Below are 17,101 nucleotides of genomic sequence, written 5' to 3' on the forward strand. Positions count from 1 at the left end.
CCGCCTTAGACATTCGTCAAGCGGACTCCTTGGACAAAGATGTTCACAGATGTCACGTCAAGACCTAGTGCCTGACTGAGCGTGTATTTCACGCGACTCTGTACGTTGTTCGCCACCTCTGAGATTTTCGTTCCATAGCTTACGATGATATGCATATCGATATGGACCTGCTCTGAAGCCTGTCGAACGATGACACCGCGTGCAAAGTTCTCACGTTTTAAGAGTTCAGCAAGACCATCCTTGATTTGAGACTGGGATGCCATACCAACGACACCAAAACATTCCATTGCTGCGCCGCCCGCAAGTTGCGCGACGACATCATTATCTACATCAATCTTTCCATAGGTCGTTTTCATCTCGATCGCCACCTGAGTAGCCCCCTTTGAATATTGTATTCTTCTCATAATTCTACTATAAGGACCTACTATTGAAAAGTCGCCGTACTGACTATACAATGAATAAGTGAAAAATAGTAGCGGTCAAATGAACTTTTACCATCATCCTCATCCATTATTTTAAATTTCGAGGTTGTCTGTCAAGTTTTTTTCTTGTCAGCTACTTTTTTTATGTTGCAACCGCCCTGACACCATGCTAAGATAGCAAAGTGTCTATTAGGACGAACGCAAAACAACATAAAAGGAGGCGGAACGCATGGCACGTAAATGCTACGTTACTGGGAAATCGCCAAAGTCGGGTAACAACCGTTCACACGCATTGAACAAAACAAAACGTACTTGGGGAGTCAACGTACAAAAAGTACGTATCCTCGTCGACGGTAAGCCGAAAAAGGTTTGGGTTTCAGCTCGAGCTCTTAAATCAGGTAAAGTCGAACGCGTATAAGGCGCAACCACCGGATGGGAATCTTCCCTTCCGGTTTTTTTATGCCCTCATTTATTTTTCTCATAAACTAATTGTCGCTTTTATTGAGAACGCTTACAATAGGAACGTACTTTATTTTGTCAGAATTGGGGGAAGTCATCATGCAACTCAAACGAGAGATGACGAGTCGACACCTGTTCATGATTTCACTCGGCGGAATCATCGGAACAGGCTTATTTTTAGGGTCAGGATTAACGATTTCACAAGCAGGACCTCTCGGGGCGGTCCTCAGTTACATCGTGGGTGGGACCATCATGTATCTGACGATGTTATGTCTAGGAGAATTAGCGGTCTATCTGCCGGTCTCGGGGTCATTTCAGACCTATACGACCCGATTCATCGGACCAGGGGTCGGCTTTGCCGTCGGTTGGATTTATTGGCTCGGCTGGGCCGTGACGGTGGCACTCGAAATTACAGCTGCCGGCAGTTTGATGGACCGCTGGTTTCCGAACGTACCCGTTGTCGTCTGGTGTACCGTCTTTACGGTCTTGCTGTTCGGTCTGAATGCCGTCTCCGCCAAAGCATTCGGTGAAGCTGAATTCTGGTTCTCGAGTTTGAAGGTCCTCGCGATCCTGTTCTTCATCATTCTAGGTGGCGCTGCTTGGTTCGGCTGGTTACCGATGGAAGCAGATCGTCCGACATCGTTATTTGCGAACTTTACGGCAAGCGGTTGGTTTCCAAACGGGATTCTCGGTGTCTTGACGACGATGATTGCCGTCAACTTCGCCTTCCAAGGAACGGAATTGATCGGTGTTGCGGCTGGGGAGTCCGACACGCCCGAAAAATCGATTCCAAAAGCCATCCGCAATACAGTCTGGCGGACGTTCATCTTCTTCGTCTTATCGATTACGATCGTTGGTGCATTAATTCCTTATGAAACAGCTGGCGGAGTCAGCAGTCCGTTCATCATGGTCTTTGATGCGATCGGTATTCCGTACGCTGCTGATTTGATGAACATCGTCGTCTTGACAGCGTTGTTGTCCGTCGGAAACTCCGGATTATATGCGGCGACTCGGATGTTATGGGCAATGGCGCAAGAAGGGATGATTTCAAAGAAATTATCTTACGTCAATGCACGTGGTGTGCCGATGCGGGCGTTGCTCTTTACGATGATGTTCGCGATGTTATCGCTTCTGACCGCATTTTTCGCAGAAGATACCGTCTTCATTTGGCTCTTGTCCTTAGCCGGACTCGGGGCTCAAGTCGGCTGGATTTCAATCTCTGCTTCGCAGCTTGCATTTCGTCGTCAGTTCGTCCGAAACGGACACGATGTATCCGAACTGAAATTCAAGACACCACTCTATCCGGTGTTACCACTGATTTCGTTGACACTTAACGTCGTCGTCCTCGTCAGTCTTGCGTTTCAAGCGGATCAACGAATCGCACTATACATCGGTGTTCCTTTCTTCCTTGTCATGTGGGGAAGTTATCATCTCTTCGTCAAAGGAAAACATCTATCCGCTCAAAGCGACATCCGTGTCGCCCCTTCTCAACTCGAAGAATAATTTCATCTAAAAAGAGGCCGCGGAGTCATCCACGGCCTCTTTCCTATGATTGTGCTATTCCTTAAGCGTCCGCATCATCAATAGTTCTCCTTGATGGAGCTCTACCTTCGCTTCTGACGCACACCATTCATTACTGACGGTCAAGGAACCTCCGACCGGTACTGGATGTGCATCAAGTGGATATTTGACTCCGGATAAGCTTAAAGTCGATGGTACGAGTGGAATGAACGAAAGATAATGATAGCTCCCTGCTTCGACTGCATACGTTCCCTCAGCCAAGTATCGTACCTCTTCTCGTTTCGTCACGAGTCGTGCCTCTGGGTATCGCTTCAATAGATATACATTTTGGACGGTCATGTCGAGCCGCCCACCTGTCGCCCCGATAATGAAGGTATCCTCAAACTGTTTCTTCTCTGAGACTGTACGAAGTGCCAGTTCGAGATCCGTTTCATCTTTCTCGGCCGGATGAACGATTGCCCCTTCTGGTACATAACCAAGAGAATCAAAATCACCAATCGTCAGGTCGCATGTCAGCCCAAACGATTCAATCGTCTGAACACCACCGTCGACACCGACGATAAAGTCACCTGGCTGACAAAACGTCCGTAAATCCGGCGCTTCTTCTCGCGGACCGGCACAGACGAGAATCGCCCGCATCTCAGACGCCTCGTGCCGAATAACGGAGTAAGCGTGGCGCAGTCGTGAATAAAAGACCCGCAACGACACCACAAAGAACGTAAGACGGTACCATGTATGTCGCGTTATAAATCAATGAATACGGTACGACTGGACCTTCGGCATACTCGGCAAAAAAGACGATTCCACTGATGACATGACATATATAACGGAGTCCTGCGCCTAATAACGTCGCCAGGAGAACGAACGCCATCAAGCTTTTCTTTTGTCCATTGCGCGCGGCTAGTCTGACTTGACGCGCGAACAGACCACTTAATCCGACGACACCATACGCAATCGTATAGTCAAGCATCGGTTGAACGATCGTCAAGACTTGTGGAGCGAACATCAATTGAATCGTACCGACAAGCGCTCCCGTGACGACCCCTCCGACGACACCGTGGCGAAATGCCATGACGAAGATCGGTAACATCGCTAAGCTGATTGAGCCTCCTTGTGGCATTTTGAATGGAATCAGTAAATCAAAGACGACTCCGAGACTGGCGAAGATGGCAATTTCCATCATCATTTGTAACCGTTTCATGCTATTTTCCTCCTTCATTGTACGAGAGGACGCAAAAAGGCAGTACGACGAACGCCGTACTGCCTGCGTGCGCCACATCCCTACGTCCGTTTGAACGGAACAGGTTCGAAGGGTTAAAGTCTAAAAGACTCCTCTCAGCCGCTTTTCAAGCGACACCCCTTGCGGTCATCATATTTCGTTTTCTCGTTCTTATTATACGGCAGCCCCTTGACGAATGCTAGTGATCGCTTCCGCATAATCTGGTGCATTGTAGATTGCTGATCCTGCGACGAGAACGTTCGCACCGTTATCGATGCAAAGCTTTGCCGTTTCCGGATTGACGCCACCGTCAATCTCGATTTCAAATGTCAGACCACGCTCTGCTTTCATTTGCGCAAGTGCTGCGAGTTTCGGCATGACACGCTCGATGAAGGCTTGTCCACCGAAGCCCGGATTGACCGTCATCAATAAAACCATATCGACATCCTCAAGGACGTGTTCAATCGTTGATAATGGCGTATGGGGATTCAAGACGACTCCTGCCTTTGCGCCCGCTGCTTTGATTTGTTGCAAGACACGATGGACATGATTCGTCGCTTCGACGTGGAACGTCACGATGTCCGCCCCTGCTTTGACGAAATCCTCGACGAAACGTTCTGGCTGGTCGATCATCAAATGGACATCGAGAATCATATCCGTCTTTTGACGTAAGCTGCTAAGCACAGGTAATCCAAATGAGATGTTCGGTACGAACTGACCGTCCATGACATCAAAATGGATATAGTCCGCGCCTGCTGCTTCGACTGCTTTAACATCGCGTTCGAGATTCGCAAAATCTGCTGATAAGATAGATGGTGCAATTTTAATCATCTTCAATACCTCCGGGCTCGATTCTTGATTTCGTCTATAAACATACCATAGTTCTCATAACGAGAGGACATGATTTCTTGGGCTTCGACGGCTTCCTTGACGGCACAACCGGGTTCATTCAAATGCAAGCAACCTCGGTATTTGCAATCATCTTGTACAGCCACGAATTCAGGGAAACTCCACCGTACATCCTCGATTTCCATATCATACGGAAAATCGAGGTTCGAGAAACCTGGCGTATCGGCAATCAATCCTTCGGCAAGCGGCATCAATGTGACGTGGCGCGTCGTATGACGTCCTCGTCCGAGTGATTTCGAGATCGCACTTGTTTCTAAATCAAGAGAGGGTTCCAGTGCATTGAGCAATGAACTTTTCCCGACACCGGATTGTCCGGCGAGAACGCTCGTTTTTCCAGCAAGTAACGGACGGACTTGCTCAACACCTGCCAACGTCTCACTTGATGTCTCGATGACCGTATACCCAATCTTCCGGTAAGCGGCAATCGCCTCTCGGACAGCCGGTCCTTTAACATCGTCCAGCAAATCCATCTTCGTCAACAGGATGACGGGTTGAATTTCCTTCGCTTCGATCAAAACGAGAAATCGGTCGAGCAAGTGCGCTGAAAAATCAGGTTCTGCCGCCGAGACGACGAGCAATGCCTGGTCGATATTCGCGACTGGAGGGCGTACTAAAAAGTTGTCCCGCTCCTTCACTTCGAGAATATATCCCGTCTCACTTTCGATATGAAGAACGACCTCGTCTCCGACAACTGGACTGATGCCGCGTTTTCGGAAATTCCCTCTTGCCCGTGAACGGACCTCTCCTTCTGGTGTCATGACATCATAAAAGCCACCCTGCAGGCGTATGATCGTTCCTTCTCGATTCTCTTCGATGCGTTGTTCCGTCATCCTATGCACTCCTTTTTCATCACATTCATTGTGCGTCTTTTGCTTGATTGTACGTGATGGTTTTTGAACGATATACCGTATCGTCTTTATAGATCGTAATTTTTCCTTCTTCTCCCGGATCGATTGTCACCGGCACGTCGAATGTCTCATCTTGATCAATCGATTCCTCGATGACGGTCCGCTTCCCTTTCGCGTCTTCCGTCTCAATCCGGATGACTTGTTTCGGTGGTTCCTCGTCCTCGTTCTCGCTGACCGCATCATAGACGACCTTTTCAGGGAACGTTGCCGTCACCGTTTTTTCTTCCTCACCTTTTGAGATGAACACAGTCACGGAGTCGTTCGGTTCGACTTGTGCTCCTGCTTGCGGGAATTGACGGATGACTTGATCGAGCTTCACGTCACTTGAAAATTCTTGTTCAAACGTGCCGTCGAGACCCATTTCATCGAGATACGCTTTTGCTTCATCACTCGATAAGTTCGTCAAATCTTTCAATTCAAAGGACGAAGTTCCTTCTGAGACAGTGATCGTAATCGTCTGTTCTTTTGCGATCACTTCCGTTCCAGCAGAGATCGATTGTCGGATAACATTACCTCGCGCGATTTCATCCGACTTTTCACGTTCGACTTCGACTTTTGCGAATCCAGCCTCTTTTAATGTGGCGATCGCCTCTTTTTCAGCGTCATCTGTCACATCCGGTACTTCGACCGGAGCACTACCTGTAGAGACGACCAAGTTGACTGTCGAACCCTTCTTGACTTGTGCGTTTTCACGCGGTGTCTGACTGATGACATCGCCTTCCTCGACTGTATCGCTATTTCGTTCTGTCGTCTCAACAACGAATCCAAGTTTCTCAAGCTTCGTTTCCGCTTCGTCTCCATCCGACTTGACGACAGATGGTACGGTGACCGTTGGATCTGGCCACATCGCAAACGTCGTAGCTGCACCACCTAGCAATATGAGCAATAAGAGGACGATCCACCAGCGTTTTTTCTTTTTCTTTTCCGGTGTTTTCGGTTGAACGGTCGTGACAGCGGGTGATTCTGGTTCCGCTTTTGATTCTTCTGGCACTTGTACAGGCGATAAGACCATCGTCTTTTCCATCTCATCCTCTTCTGCACCACGGATGCCTTCACTTGCTCGTTCGTCAGACAACGCCGTCACCATATCTGTCTTAAAGGCTGCGACGGACTGTTGGCGGTCATGCGGTGCTTTTGCGAGCGCCTGCATGATACAGTTCTCAAGCGCTTGTGGCACTTTCGGATTCAAGACGGATGGGCGACGCGGTGTATCTTGCAGATGCTTTAAAGCAATCGCAACCGGTGAATCACCTTCGAACGGGACTTGTCCTGTAACAAGTTCGTATAATACAGCACCAAGCGAATAGATATCCGACTTCTCATCCGCAAATTTACCTTTTGCTTGTTCTGGTGAAAAGTAATGGACGGATCCAAGGACTGACATCGTATGCGTCAGCGTCGCATTCGACATTGCCACAGCGATTCCGAAATCCGTTACTTTGACGGTACCATCTTCTCGAATCAACATGTTTTGCGGTTTGATATCGCGATGGATGATCCGGTGTGCATGGGCGTGATCGATCGCATCACAAATTTGAGCGATGATATCGACGGCCTGCGGCACAGGTAATGCTTGATTTTCACAAAATGTTTTTAATGTCATACCATCGATATACTCCATGACGATGTAATAGATGGCATCTTCTTCGCCTACATCATAGACGGCAACGATGTTTGGATGATTCAAGCTGGTAGCAGCATGCGCTTCACGTTCGAATCGACGAATGAACTGTTCGTCATGCGAAAATTCAGTCCGTAAAATCTTAATGGCAACATGACGCTTTAAAATCTCATCATAGGCTTGATAGACATTCGCCATCCCGCCACTTCCAACTAGCCGTTCTATGCGGTAGCGGTCATTTAATCGATCTCCGTATCGCATATTCAGACCCTCTTTCTTTCTTTGAACCGGATGGCGGCAATCGTAATATTATCCGCGCCTCCTCGAGCATTCGCTTCTTTCACCAATCGTCCAACGATCTCATCAAGCGGCTCATCCTGTAAGATGATCTGTTCGATGACATCATCTGGCACTTCATCGGTCAATCCGTCACTACAGACGAGGACGAGGTCATAGTCTGGAGCATCTCTGACTTGAATGTCGACTTCGACTGTTTCGTTCGAGCCGACCGACCGTGTGATGACATTCTTACGTGGATGATTTTCGACTTCCTCATCCGAAAGTTCCCCCATTTGTCGTAACATGTTGACGTAAGAATGATCATCCGTCAATTGTTTTAACGCCGTACCTTCAAGGGCATAGACCCTACTATCTCCAACATGACCGATGACGAGCAAATCTTCGACCCAGCATACGCAGGCAATGGTCGTTCCGACGATTGCAAGTTGCTCGTCTTTTGAAAACTGAAGAATCCGGGCATTTGCCTCGGCTACACGTTGTTCTATCCATTCAGACAATTCCATCGGACGATTTGGCATGAGTGAAAAGGATGCTTCAAATACCTCGCTAACGATCGCACTTGCGATATCGCCAGCAGCATGACCTCCCATACCGTCCGCAACGACGGCAAGACCACGTTCGGCGTTCCCGACGAGTAATACCGTATCCTCATTTTTAGTCCTGACTTTCCCAGTAGTCGAAAGGTGAGCTAGCTCCATGACAGTCCTCCGTTCGTGTCAATCTTCTCGTTTTTTAAACGCGGCAATATAGAAGCCATCCGTTCCGACTGTCGTCGGTAACAACTTGAGTTCTGCTCGATCCCCGATCAGATGTCGCACGGATTCTGGCATTCGTGCCGCGAAGGATGTGTCAAAATCGAACCCTTGATCGAGAATGAACGCTGTCTGCTCCTCGTTCTCGGTCGGATCAATCGTACAAGTCGAATAGACAAAGGTTCCACCCTTTTTAACGAGTGGTAAGACAGATGTCAGAATATCTCGTTGAATTTTCGGGAGTTGCTCGAGTTGTTCCGGGCGTTTCGTCCATTTGATATCTGGTTTTCTTCGAATGACACCGAGTCCTGAACAAGGTGCGTCGACAAGAATCCGATCAAACGATTCTACTTCAAAGCGGTCTCCTGCTTTACGAGCATCTAACGCTTCTGCTTGAACAGTCGTAAGACCTAATCGTGTCGCTTGCTGTTCAATCAATTTAATCTTATGTGGATGAAGATCAAGTGCCTGTAGTGTTCCCGTCGTCAAACCTTCAGCAATATGCATCGCTTTCCCACCAGGTGCGGCACAGCTGTCAAGTACATGATCAGATGTTTCTGCACCGAGTGCACGGGCGACGAGCATTGAGCTCTCATCCTGCAGAGAAAGATACCCACGGTCAATCAGATCCGTTTTTTGAACGCTTCCTCGTTCGATTTCGAGACCGTCTGGCGCGACCGTAGATGGTTTTGCCGTCACACCTTGATCGAGTAGAAGCTCGATCGCTTCCTCTCGCGTCGTCTTCGTCCGATTGATGCGAACCGTGACCGGTGCAGGTGTGTTATTCAATTGACAGATTTGAAGTGTTTCTTCTGGACCAAACAGTTCAATCCAGCGTTCGACGAGCCACTGCGGGTGACTCGTTTCGATGCTGATTCGTTTTGCAACAGGCTCGATCTCAGCGAAATGAGGCATTCCCGCCCGCAATACATTCCGGAGCACTCCGTTGACGACTTTCGAGACGTGGACTTTTCCACGTTTTTTAGCAATCTCGACAGCTTCATGGATGACGGCATGATCCGGTACACGATCAAGATAAAACAATTGATACACACTCATCCGTAACAACGGACGCATGAACGGATCAAGTTTTTTCTGTTTCGCTAGATATGGCTCCAAAATATAATCCAGTGTCAATTCACGACTGAGCGTCCCGTAGACGAGTTCCGTGAACAAGCCGACATCTGTTGCTGAGATAGCACGCTTTTCAAGCATCTGGTGGACGGTGATTGTCGAGAAGGCACCACCTTGACCAATTTTCATCAGTGTCGTTACTGCTGCGTCACGTACATTCATGCATTCTCACCTACTTGTTGTCCGAGTTCAAGCGATTGACCGATCCCGCGCATGAACGTAGCACCGTCCATCCGTTTTTTTCCGGACGGCTGTAAGTCGATCAGCTTCAACGCTGTCTCCGAACCTGTCGCGATGACGGGACCATCCGCTTCTAAAGCGATGATTTCGCCTGGTCGTCCCGTTCCTTTGACTTTCGTCGCGAAAAAGACTTTCAATCGGTCATCACCAAGCATCGTATACGTACTTGGGAAAGGATTCATTCCTCGGATTTGATCATAGAGTGTCTCACCCGGTAACGTAAAATCAAGTCGTTCCCGCTCGCGTGAGATGTTCGGCGCAAACGTCGCTTCTGCCTCATCTTGCGCTTCCGGTGTCAATTCACCTGCGAACAGACGCGGTAAGGTCTCAAGCAATAGTCGCGCTCCTGCGTCCGCTAACTTTTCAAACATCGTTCCGACTGTATCGGTCTCTTCGATCGGAACAATGATTTTTGACAACATATCACCGGCATCCAGTCGATCGACCATATACATGATCGTCACGCCTGTCTCTTTTTCTCCATCGATGATTGCTTGATGAATCGGTGCACCGCCACGATATTTCGGTAGGAGTGACGCATGGACGTTGATCGCCCCAAAACGTGGTGCTTCTAAAATCGCTGTCGGTACAATCTGACCGTAAGCTGCCGTGATAATGAGATCTGGTTTTAAATCAAGGACGTCCTGATAGTCTTCACGAATCCGTTTCGGTTGCAACACAGGAATATCGTGTTCCATCGCGACGAGTTTCACAGGTGTCGGTTTGACTTCCCGTTTTCGTCCGACCGGCTTATCTGGTTGCGATACGACACCGACGACGTCATACCCAGCATCGATCACTTCACGCAGTGTCCCTGCCGCAAACTCAGGTGTCCCCATGAAAACGACGCGCGGTTTTTCTTGCTCGACGAGTTTATCCGTGAACAGGACACCGTCTAAATGATCCATCTCGTGCTGGATGGCACGTGCAAAAAAGCCGTTTGCCTTGATTTTGACCGTCCGCCCGAGACGATTTTGCGACTTGACGACGATGCGGTCGAACCGTTCGACCGGTCCGAAAATGCCTGGCATGCTGAGGCATCCTTCGTCATCGATTTGTGAACCATCGGCTTCGATGATTTCCGGATTGATCAGCTCGATCGGTCCTGTCTCATCATCCGTATGGACGACAGCTACACGGATCGGTTGATTGATTTGCGGTGCCGCTAAGCCGACACCATCATATTCGTACATCGTATCGAACATCCGGTCGATCATCTTACCGAGTTTTTTATCGAACTTCGTGACAGGTTCACATACCTGTCGTAATACATCATTTGGTACTTCTACTACTTTATACATACAGACACCTCACATGAATACAAATGGATTCAAGTCGATCGCGACTTGTGTTTTTGATTTTTGACGACGGGCTAAGATATCACGGAGATGTGTCCGGACATCTTCCTGCCCTTTATGTTTAATTAAGACCTGTTGTCGGTACATATTCTTCAGTCGAGCAAGTGGCGCATCGAACGGTCCATTGACGACTAAGTCCTCCGATTCGAAAGCCCGCAGCTCGGAAGCAATCTGTTGCGCTTCTGCTTGTGCTTCGAGTGGATGTGTCGCCGAGACCGTGATCAAGCCAAGGAACCAGAATGGAGGGTGTCCCCCGAGTTTGCGCAACTGCATCTCCCGCTTATAGAACGTTTCGTAATCATGCTGTTTCGCCGTCTGAATGACGTAGTGCTCAGGATTATAGGTCTGGATGATCGACTGTCCGGCGAGTTGCCCCCGCCCGGCACGACCCGACACTTGCGTGATCAACTGGAACGTTCGCTCACTTGCCCGAAAATCCGGAATGCCGAGCGTCGCATCAGCAGCGAGCACCCCTACGAGCGTGACATTTGGAAAGTCGAGACCTTTTGCGATCATCTGTGTCCCGAGAAGAATGTTCCCTTCCTTACGCTCGAAGGCATCGAGTAACTTCTCGTGTGCGCCTTTACGAGACGTCGTATCTTGATCCATCCGAATAATCCGTGCTTCCGGAATCAAATGCGCCAACTCTTCCTCGATCTTTTGCGTCCCCGTTCCGAACTGACGAATCTTCGTCGATTCACAGGACGGACAAGTTTTCGGCATCGCCGCCTCGAATCCACAATAGTGGCACTTCAAGCGATCTTCATGTTGATGATACGTTAAATTGACGGCACAATGCGGACATTGAAGCGTCTCCCCGCAATCCCGACATAAGACGAATGTCGTGTACCCACGACGGTTCAAAAGTAATACTGTCTGTTCCCCACGCTCGATTCGTTCTTTGATACCTTCGACGAGCGCGAGGCTGAACGGAGTCCGATTGCCCCGTTCAAGTTCTTTACGCATATCAACGATGTCGACCGGAGGCAGTTCCCCACCGAATCGTTCGCGAAGCGGTAAGTAACGATAGACCCCTTTTTGTGCCCGCGCATACGTCTCAAGTAATGGCGTTGCACTTCCGAGCACGACGGGACAACGATGATAGGCCGCTCGCCATTTTGCAACATCACGCGTATGATAGCGCGGATTCTCTTCTTGTTTATAGGTTGTTTCATGTTCTTCATCGAGAATGATGATTCCGATATTCGTCAGCGGCGCAAACACGGCGGACCGTGCACCGACGACGACATCGACCTCGCCTTGAGCGATTTTGCGCCACTCATCATACTTTTCTCCGAGCGATAGACCGCTATGCAGGACAGCGACCCGTTCTCCGAAACGACGTTTGAACCGTTTGACCATCATCGGTGTCAGACTGATTTCAGGGACGAGCAAGATCGCTTGTCTACCGCGTTCGAGTTGTGCATGAATCGATTCAAGATAGACTTCCGTCTTACCGCTTCCTGTTACGCCATGTAACAAAAACGTTCCGGTCTCAGCTTCAGCCGTAATCGCCGAGACAGCTTCCTGTTGCTTTTCCGTCAAAGAGGACGGCACAAAGATGTCTTGGACGAGATGTTCGTAAGGATTTCGCCGTACATCAATCGTCTCGACTTCAATGATGCTTTTTTTCTCGAGGGCGTTCAACGTCGCGCTCGTTGCGCCCGTCGCCTGCTTGATTTCACTCCAAAGCGCATTCGGAAATTCTTGGATATACGCATACAGTGCCGCTTGTTGACTCGCTTGTTTCGTAAAAGTTGCCTGTTCCTCTAGGAGACGAATCCGTTTATCCGTCTTTGACGTCTTTTTCTCGCGAATGACCGGTTGAAGCGTCACGTCAGCTTGTTTCGCCGCTGTTAAGATGATTTGTTGGACTTCCGTTGGTAATTGACTCATTTTCTTACCATGATATGCCCGAAGTGGGCCCGACTCGACTATGACCAGTTTATCATAACTCACCTTTAAGGCAGCCGGCAGCATCGCAAGCAACGCCGTCGCCTGAAAACACAAGGTCGTTTCTGATAGATAAGCCGACAGCTCGAGTAATTCTTGCGTATAGGTCGGCGTCTCATCTAAGACACGAACAATCGATTTGACGTTCGTCAAATCAGAGGTTGCTTTCGTTCCTACGACGATCCCAAGCAACGCACGTGGACCGAACGGAACCTCTACGCGCATTCCGGGAACAATCAGCTCCTGCCAGAGTTCCGGCACGGCATAATCAAACGGACGATCGACGGTGGCCGCTGCGACATCGACGATGACTTCAGCTATCATGCCAATGCCTCCGCAAATTGGCGCATGAGCAATTTAGCGAGCGTCGATTTCAATTGTTGATCGTATCGCGTGACGGAATCATTCTTCCCAAAAACGACGACCTCATTTTCGTCGCTGACAAATCCGATGTCAGAACGAGAGACATCATTCGCGACAATGAAATCCGCTTTCTTTCGGACGAGTTTCTGTTTCGCGAACGTCTCGACGTCCGTCGTCTCCGCTGCAAATCCAACTAATACCTGATGTTCTTTCTGCTCACCGAGCGTCTTCAGAATATCCGTCGTCTCCTCGAGTTCAATCCGCAATGGTCCGTGAATTTTCTTCTGCTTCTGATCGTACTGGACAGACGGTCGATAGTCAGCTACGGCAGCGGACATGATGACGATGTCTTGCGTCACATAGTCACGTAACATGGCTTCGAGCATCTCTTCTCCCGACTCGACGGCAATCGTTTCGATGCCAGCCGGTAGTCCGATCCGAAGGGGCCCGTGTACGAGCGTGACATCTGCTCCTGCGTCTCTTGCTGCTTCCGCAAGTGCAATGCCTGTCTTTCCTGAAGAGTCATTCGTCAAGTAACGGACCGGATCAATCCGTTCAACGGTCGGACCTGCACTGATCAAGACTTTTCGCCCGGCTAGATACTTATCTTCAAAGAAGGTTGAGAGTGTTGCGACTAAGTCTTCCGGTTCGGGTAAACGACCTTTCCCGACCCAACCACATGCGAGATTTCCGACTCCCGGTGCAATCACCTGGACACCGTCCTGCTTGAGTTGTTCAATATTGCGAACTGTCGCCGGATGTTCGAGCATGTTGACATTCATCGCCGGTGCGACGATGACGGGACACGTTGCTGCAAGGATCGTCGTCGTAATGAAGTCATCTGCGATCCCGTGCGCGAGTTTTGCAATCAAGTTCGCGGTCGCTGGTGCGACGACGATTAAGTCCGCTTCGTCCGCTAAATCGATATGGGCGATTTTTGACGGATCATGCTCGATGAAGACATTGTCATAGACCGCTTTTCGCGTCAGTGCTTCAAACGTCGTCTTACCGACGAATTGTTGCGCATTACGCGTCATCGCGACTTGAACGTGTGCGCCTGCTTGAACGAGTTTGGAAGCGAGTGCTGCTGATTTATAGGAAGCGATTCCACCGCCGACACACAGTAGAATGTTTCGGTTGGTTAACATGTAGGTGTCCTCCTTATTGAAAAAAACAGCCACGATGACAAGTGGCTGCTTCAAAATTAGTCTTGCGGTTGGTTCGTGACGGATACTTCTTCGAAATAAAGCTCTTCTAAAGCTTTCCCGACCGGTTTATGCGATTTTGGGTTCGTGACTCTCACGCGTTTCCCGTCTTGGATTTGACGCGCACGCTTAGCGGCAACTGTAACGATCGTATATTTCGATGGCACTTTCTTTTGAAGCTTATCAACTGATGGATATAACATATCACTTAACCTCCATGGCTTTTTTATATAGGGACGCGACACGTTCCCGACTGCAATGTTCCGCTGTGACGATTGCTTGAATTCGATCACAGGCTTTATGAATTTCGTCGTTCGTCACGACATAGTCATACGCATCCATCATCTCAATCTCTTCTTTAGCGACGAGAAGACGTTGCTTGATGACTTCCTCTGATTCCGTTCCACGCCCTACGAGGCGGTTCCGTAATTCTTGGAGGCTTGGAGGTGCAAGGAATAAGAAGACAGCTTCTGGAAAATGTTCTTTGACCTGCATGGCCCCTTGAACTTCGATTTCGAGAATGACGTCTTTTCCTTCATCTAGGATCTGGTTCACCCATTCGACAGGTGTTCCATAATAATTCCCTACGAATTCAGCATATTCCAAGAGTTGATTGTTCGCAATCATCTCTTCGAATTCTTCACGCGATTTAAAGAAATAGTGAACACCATCTATTTCTCCTTCGCGCGGTTGGCGCGTCGTACAGGATACCGAGTAATGCAGATCATTATCCTGATCTTCGCGCAAAGCACGACAGACCGTTCCCTTTCCGACACCACTTGGACCAGATAATACGAGTAATAAGCCACGCTCTTTGAAAATCACTTCAAAACCCCTCCATCTCACAAACTTCACATTGTTTCATATTAGCAGTAGAGACGGGAAGTTCGCAAGTCATCTTTTTTAGCTCGACTGCTTTATCATACCATAACGATGCCATTTCTGTTACCTTTAGAAAGTGAGAACGAAATCAAGAAAGAAGGTAATCGTATGGCTTTTGACGGATTGATGACGACACGCGTCGTCGAAGAACTCCAACCGCTCGTCGGAGGACGGATCAATAAGGTGTACCAACCGTACACATTGGATTTAGTATTCCAGGTCCGGGCCGAGCGAAAAAACGTATTGTTGCTCGCCTCCGCGAATGCCATGTATGCACGGATGCACATTACGTCGGAAGCGGTCAGCAACCCGAGTGAACCCCCACTCTTCTGTATGATGCTCCGTAAACATGTCGAAGGCGGTTTCATTGAATCAATCGAACAACTCGAACGTGACCGAATCATCGTCTTGCGCGTCCGCTCCCGGAACGAACTCGGTGATGAAGAAGCAAAAAAAATCTATGTCGAGTTGATGGGACGTCACTCGAACATTATTTTGACCGATGGACAAGATAAGATCCTCGATGCGATCAAACACTTGCCACTCAGTCAAAATACATTTCGGACGATCATGCCAGGGATGACATACCAGCTTCCACCGGCACAGGATAAAGTGGATCCGCTTACGGGAGATATCGAAAAGACCCTTCACCGAATCGACTGGAACGCTGGGAAAATCGATCGACAGTTACTTGGTCTCTTCAGTGGTCTATCTCCGCAAATTGCAAAGGAAGTCGTCACACGGGCAGGTCTTGCCAACCGGACGAATCTTGCATCTGCCTTTCAAGATGTCTTGAAGGAACTCGATGGTCCTTATGTCTTACAACGGATGGAAGGTGGTAAGGAACGCTTCGCGCCGGTCCGGCTAACGGAAGGATCCATCATCGACGAGAAGACGTTCGAGACGAGTGGTCAAGTCCTCGACGCCTTCTTCCATCAAAAAGCAAACCGCGATCGCGTTAAACAACAAGCAGCCGATCTCGAACGGTTCATCAAGAGCGAGTACGATAAGAATATCTTAAAGCGCTCAAAACTCGAAAAAGATTTAGAAGCGACGTTACGGATGGATGAGTGGAAACATAAAGGGGAACTGCTGACGACCTATCTTTATCAGCTCGAACGCGGGATGAAGGAAGCGACCGTCGTCGATTACTATGATCCAGATGGTGCTGAAATCACGATCACGCTTGATCCTCGTTTCTCGCCGAATGAGAACGCGCAACGTTATTACAAACGGTATAACAAATTAAAAACCGCCAAAGTCGAAGTCGCGCGTCAGCTCGAGAAGAACCAAGCTGAGATTGCGTACTTCGAAGGCTTACTTGCGCAACTCGATGTCGCATCCCCGGAAGACATCCGGGAAATGCGCGAGGAACTCGTCGAAGAAGGTTATCTGCGCGAACGACAAAAGAAGAAAAAGAAACCGCAGCTCCCACAACTCGAAGCATACCGTTCTTCGACTGGTCTTCCATTCTTCGTCGGAAAGAACAATAAACAAAATGATTACGCGACGTTCAAGTTCGGACGCAGGTCCGATACGTGGTTACACACGAAGGATATCCCGGGATCACACGTCATCATTCAAAGTGATGCACCGGACGAGACGACGTTGAAGGAAGCAGCGATCGTCGCGGCTTATTTCTCGAAAGCACGTGAGTCGAGCCAAGTCCCGGTCGACTTCACGGAACTACGTTATGTCAAAAAACCGAGTGGTGCAAAGCCCGGATTCGTCATCTACACGGATCAAACGACTCTTTACGTCACACCTGATCCAGATGTCGTCCAATCCTTGCGTCAATGACGCTACACAAAAAAGCGCTGTTTTTCCTAAATGTTACTTAGGAGAAACAGCGCTT

16 protein-coding genes and 1 riboswitch are annotated in these 17,101 nt (G+C 49.0%); of the genes, 3 read left to right on the plus strand and 13 right to left on the minus strand.

What is annotated here, in order from left to right; all coding sequences use genetic code 11:
* Positions 1–5: 5 nt before the first annotated feature.
* Positions 6–368, minus strand: a complete 363-nt coding sequence (locus KNQ09_RS07250; RefSeq protein WP_023468757.1) for an Asp23/Gls24 family envelope stress response protein — start codon at positions 366–368, stop codon at positions 6–8.
* 283 nt (positions 369–651) lie between these two features.
* On the opposite strand from KNQ09_RS07250, the gene rpmB reads away from it, so the two are divergent.
* Complete coding sequence (rpmB, locus tag KNQ09_RS07255) at positions 652–840, plus strand: 50S ribosomal protein L28 (protein WP_023468758.1); 189 nt, start codon at positions 652–654, stop codon at positions 838–840.
* Between the two features lie 140 nt (positions 841–980).
* A complete protein-coding gene (locus KNQ09_RS07260) occupies positions 981–2,384 on the plus strand; it encodes an amino acid permease (RefSeq protein WP_064299638.1) in 1,404 nt (467 codons plus the stop codon).
* A 54-nt stretch (positions 2,385–2,438) separates the two neighbouring features.
* On the opposite strand, the gene KNQ09_RS07265 is transcribed toward KNQ09_RS07260, so the two are convergent.
* The 12 genes from KNQ09_RS07265 to gmk all read right to left on the minus strand — a co-directional run bounded on the left by KNQ09_RS07265 (position 2,439) and on the right by gmk (position 15,186).
* Entirely contained in the window at positions 2,439–3,041 is a 603-nt protein-coding gene (locus tag KNQ09_RS07265) for a thiamine diphosphokinase (protein WP_029342104.1), read from the minus strand.
* Position 3,042: 1 nt separating this feature from the next.
* Positions 3,043–3,603, minus strand: coding sequence for an energy-coupled thiamine transporter ThiT (gene thiT, locus KNQ09_RS07270; protein WP_023468761.1), 561 nt, complete (start codon positions 3,601–3,603; stop codon positions 3,043–3,045).
* Positions 3,604–3,663: 60 nt separating this feature from the next.
* A riboswitch (TPP riboswitch) is annotated at positions 3,664–3,773 on the minus strand.
* A gap of 22 nt (positions 3,774–3,795) precedes the next feature.
* A complete protein-coding gene (gene rpe, locus KNQ09_RS07275; RefSeq protein ID WP_064299636.1) occupies positions 3,796–4,452 on the minus strand; it encodes a ribulose-phosphate 3-epimerase in 657 nt (218 codons plus the stop codon).
* Positions 4,453–4,454: 2 nt separating this feature from the next.
* Entirely contained in the window at positions 4,455–5,360 is a 906-nt protein-coding gene (gene rsgA / locus KNQ09_RS07280) for a ribosome small subunit-dependent GTPase A (RefSeq protein ID WP_050677499.1), read from the minus strand.
* 25 nt (positions 5,361–5,385) lie between these two features.
* Complete coding sequence (gene pknB / locus KNQ09_RS07285; protein ID WP_214858030.1) at positions 5,386–7,320, minus strand: Stk1 family PASTA domain-containing Ser/Thr kinase; 1,935 nt, start codon at positions 7,318–7,320, stop codon at positions 5,386–5,388.
* 2 nt (positions 7,321–7,322) lie between these two features.
* Complete coding sequence (locus KNQ09_RS07290; RefSeq protein ID WP_214858031.1) at positions 7,323–8,057, minus strand: Stp1/IreP family PP2C-type Ser/Thr phosphatase; 735 nt, start codon at positions 8,055–8,057, stop codon at positions 7,323–7,325.
* 18 nt (positions 8,058–8,075) lie between these two features.
* Complete coding sequence (rsmB, locus tag KNQ09_RS07295) at positions 8,076–9,407, minus strand: 16S rRNA (cytosine(967)-C(5))-methyltransferase RsmB (RefSeq protein ID WP_214858033.1); 1,332 nt, start codon at positions 9,405–9,407, stop codon at positions 8,076–8,078.
* A complete protein-coding gene (fmt, locus tag KNQ09_RS07300; RefSeq protein WP_214858035.1) occupies positions 9,404–10,786 on the minus strand; it encodes a methionyl-tRNA formyltransferase in 1,383 nt (460 codons plus the stop codon). Before fmt ends, rsmB begins: the two co-directional genes overlap by 4 nt.
* A 9-nt stretch (positions 10,787–10,795) precedes the next feature.
* Positions 10,796–13,120 carry a primosomal protein N' gene (gene priA, locus KNQ09_RS07305; RefSeq protein WP_064299632.1) on the minus strand — a complete coding sequence of 775 codons (2,325 nt, stop codon included), beginning with the start codon at positions 13,118–13,120 and terminating at the stop codon, positions 10,796–10,798.
* Positions 13,117–14,307, minus strand: a complete 1,191-nt coding sequence (coaBC, locus tag KNQ09_RS07310; RefSeq protein WP_214858037.1) for a bifunctional phosphopantothenoylcysteine decarboxylase/phosphopantothenate--cysteine ligase CoaBC — start codon at positions 14,305–14,307, stop codon at positions 13,117–13,119. Before coaBC ends, priA begins: the two co-directional genes overlap by 4 nt.
* A 56-nt stretch (positions 14,308–14,363) precedes the next feature.
* Positions 14,364–14,567 carry a DNA-directed RNA polymerase subunit omega gene (gene rpoZ / locus KNQ09_RS07315; RefSeq protein WP_023468770.1) on the minus strand — a complete coding sequence of 68 codons (204 nt, stop codon included), beginning with the start codon at positions 14,565–14,567 and terminating at the stop codon, positions 14,364–14,366.
* A gap of 1 nt (position 14,568) precedes the next feature.
* Entirely contained in the window at positions 14,569–15,186 is a 618-nt protein-coding gene (gene gmk / locus KNQ09_RS07320) for a guanylate kinase (RefSeq protein WP_197484513.1), read from the minus strand.
* A 168-nt stretch (positions 15,187–15,354) separates the two neighbouring features.
* Between gmk and KNQ09_RS07325 the strand changes: the two genes are divergently transcribed.
* Positions 15,355–17,046 carry an Rqc2 family fibronectin-binding protein gene (locus KNQ09_RS07325; RefSeq protein ID WP_064299630.1) on the plus strand — a complete coding sequence of 564 codons (1,692 nt, stop codon included), beginning with the start codon at positions 15,355–15,357 and terminating at the stop codon, positions 17,044–17,046.
* Positions 17,047–17,101 lie beyond the last annotated feature (55 nt).

The organism is Exiguobacterium sp. s191 (assembly GCF_018618955.1).
Taxonomy (GTDB): domain Bacteria; phylum Bacillota; class Bacilli; order Exiguobacteriales; family Exiguobacteriaceae; genus Exiguobacterium_A; species Exiguobacterium_A abrahamii.

Coding starts and splice junctions, on each gene's coding strand:
- KNQ09_RS07325 (WP_064299630.1), top strand. CDS start 15,355: ATGGCTTTTGACGGATTGATGACGACACGCGTCGTCGAAGAACTCCAA.
- rsmB (WP_214858033.1), bottom strand. CDS start 9,407: ATGAATGTACGTGACGCAGCAGTAACGACACTGATGAAAATTGGTCAA.
- rsgA (WP_050677499.1), bottom strand. CDS start 5,360: ATGACGGAACAACGCATCGAAGAGAATCGAGAAGGAACGATCATACGC.
- KNQ09_RS07260 (WP_064299638.1), top strand. CDS start 981: ATGCAACTCAAACGAGAGATGACGAGTCGACACCTGTTCATGATTTCA.
- KNQ09_RS07265 (WP_029342104.1), bottom strand. CDS start 3,041: ATGCGGGCGATTCTCGTCTGTGCCGGTCCGCGAGAAGAAGCGCCGGAT.
- coaBC (WP_214858037.1), bottom strand. CDS start 14,307: ATGTTAACCAACCGAAACATTCTACTGTGTGTCGGCGGTGGAATCGCT.
- thiT (WP_023468761.1), bottom strand. CDS start 3,603: ATGAAACGGTTACAAATGATGATGGAAATTGCCATCTTCGCCAGTCTC.
- rpmB (WP_023468758.1), top strand. CDS start 652: ATGGCACGTAAATGCTACGTTACTGGGAAATCGCCAAAGTCGGGTAAC.
- rpoZ (WP_023468770.1), bottom strand. CDS start 14,567: ATGTTATATCCATCAGTTGATAAGCTTCAAAAGAAAGTGCCATCGAAA.
- rpe (WP_064299636.1), bottom strand. CDS start 4,452: ATGATTAAAATTGCACCATCTATCTTATCAGCAGATTTTGCGAATCTC.
- fmt (WP_214858035.1), bottom strand. CDS start 10,786: ATGTATAAAGTAGTAGAAGTACCAAATGATGTATTACGACAGGTATGT.
- KNQ09_RS07290 (WP_214858031.1), bottom strand. CDS start 8,057: ATGGAGCTAGCTCACCTTTCGACTACTGGGAAAGTCAGGACTAAAAAT.
- pknB (WP_214858030.1), bottom strand. CDS start 7,320: ATGCGATACGGAGATCGATTAAATGACCGCTACCGCATAGAACGGCTA.
- priA (WP_064299632.1), bottom strand. CDS start 13,120: ATGATAGCTGAAGTCATCGTCGATGTCGCAGCGGCCACCGTCGATCGT.